We start from the raw sequence: 2,325 nt of genomic DNA, 5'->3' as shown, positions 1-2,325 counted from the left end.
TACGCGTACCGCCGAACGGGATGTAGAGCGTCGCAGAATCGAACTGAAAAATGCAGAAAAGGAGCTAGGTTATACACCTGTTGATTCGTTTATAGAGGATGAGTTTTTTGATGATGAAACGTCATGGAGGAATTACAGTTCCTCTACGTTATCCTATCTAGCCAGTAAAAAGCAGGCGCAGTTCGCCAAAGACCAGATTTATTTTAATGTGATGAAAAGCTACCAAAGTGTGTTTATAGCAGAGAATCAGGTGAAAAATGATCTGGAAGCGCTTGAAATCGCCCAAGCGGAGGAAAAGATTGCACTTGCCAAATTTGCACGCGGCAAGCTTTCTGAGTATGCGAAAAACGAGAGTACACAGACCAGAAGCCAGGCTCAGCAAACAGTAGAGCAGGGGAAAATTGCGTTGCAAAAATCTAGGGATGCTCTGAACTTCCTCATGGGACAACCTAACGGAACAGCCTATGAATTGGTTGATCGGCCCGTGTACAAGGAACCGAAGAAGCTGGATATCGAAATACATATACAACAGCTGACAGACATGAATCCAAATTTATGGAAGCTGGAGGATAGTATCAAAACTTCGGAACTTAATGTGAGATACTTCGATTTTAACAGCGGCGCAGGTGCTTATGATCTAGCTAAAATGGATGTCGATACGGCTAAAGAGGAGCTCGACAAAGGTCAAAAGGATTTTGCCGAATCACTCCGTAATTTGTATGCCACGGTTAAGGAAAACCAAAAAAAATATGTACAACTGGAAGAAAGCTTGCGTACGGCAAAAGAGGCCTTGGAGTTATCGCGCAAAAAGTGGGACAGAGGTCTAATTATCGAGATGGAATTGAAAAATAATCAGTTGAAAGTGAACCAGATTGAACGGCAAATGGAAGAGCTGGCGATCGAGTTGGATCAAAATGAGTATACGTTGAACAAGCCATGGAGCACATAGGGAGGAAAAGGCGTTGGCAGAAACGGTTTTAAATGATGCTTTAATCAAGTTACGGAAAAAACGGAGAAAAAAGTGGATATGGACTGCAATTGTTCTACTGGTTGTAGGTGGAGGCGGAACAGCAGTATATCTGAGTCTGCCCAAGGAGCAGGCGGCACCTTTGGTTCAGGATGAGACGCTTAAAGTAGAGCGCGGCGATGTGAGTGAGAAGCTGGACACGTCCGGTACCGTGCAAGCGTCCAAGGAAGTGAAGTTAAACTTCACGAGTGCAGGTGATAACAAGCTGGCAGTGGTAAATGTGAAAGCCGGGGACAAGGTGAAAAAAGGACAGGTGCTGGCTCTTCTGGACAGTTCAGAAATTAAAATGCAAATTCAGACTGCGTCTGATACTTTGGAAATATCCAAATCCAAGCTGGCTGAATTGGAGAAAGGTCCGAAGGCAGAGGACATTGAAATTCAGAAAACAAATGTACTTCGGGCCAAAATGGCTATTGATACAGCGCAAGAATCATTTGAGCTGGAAGAAGCCGAAAGTCAGAAGAAAACTTCCCAAAAGCAGTTGGAACAGGCGCGAAAGGCATATGAAGACCAAAAGTTTTTACATGATGCCGGTGCGGTGTCCAACAGTGAATTGGAGCAGGCTGAGCAAGCACTGGATAAAGCACAGACGGACTATGATGGTCTGGATCTGCAGTTCCGCAAAATCATGTCGCAAAAACGTCGCACCATTTCAGAAGCTGAAATCGGATATCGTACGGCAATGGCAGAGCTTCGCAAAATTCAGGTTCCGGCTGATGCATCCAATATTCAAGCCTCACGGATAGAGGTTCGAAGACAGGCGACGGAACTGGAGCAGAAGAAAAATGAACTGAACAAGCTTCAGGTCACAGCACCTTGGGACGGGGTAATCTTGAAGGTGAACGGGGATGTAGGGACCAGTCCGACGGCTCCATTCATTGTCATGAATAACTCGGATTCCAACGATCTTAAGGTGGTTGTGAAGGTAAGTCAGACCGACATTGTCAAAGTAAAGAAGGGTCTTTCAGCCGTGTTGACTACCAATGCATATCCGGGTGAATCATTTCCAGGGAAGGTGCAATTCGTCTCACCGGAAGCCTCTACGGATGAAGGGATGACGACGTATCTAATGGAATTGTCTGTTCATGACCCGAAAGGCAAGCTCAAAACGGGCATGATTATGAATGTGGCCGTTATTTTGGGAGTACACAAAAATGTATTGTTCGTACCTGCTACTGCGCTGAGATCGGAAGGGGGACAGGATGGCGTGTATGTTTCCGCTAATAACGCTGCGAATCCAGGGGCGCGCACATTCAAGCCCGTAGAACTCGGATTTTACACGCCAGATCGAGTCGAGC

2 protein-coding genes are annotated in these 2,325 nt (G+C 45.8%); both read left to right on the top strand.

The window, feature by feature from the left end; genetic code table 11:
- Nucleotides 1-949: TolC family protein (locus GRP75_RS24645; protein ID WP_160790637.1), on the top strand; the 949-nt coding region annotated here is incomplete at its 5' end.
- Between the two features lie 13 nt (nucleotides 950-962).
- The coding region (locus GRP75_RS24640; RefSeq protein WP_160790636.1) for an efflux RND transporter periplasmic adaptor subunit at nucleotides 963-2,325 on the top strand (1,363 nt) is incomplete at its 3' end.

This window comes from Paenibacillus sp. OT2-17 (assembly GCF_009827695.1).
GTDB classification, from domain to species: Bacteria; Bacillota; Bacilli; order Paenibacillales; family Paenibacillaceae; genus Paenibacillus; species Paenibacillus polymyxa_B.
This window is presented reverse-complemented; position numbering and strand designations above follow the sequence as displayed.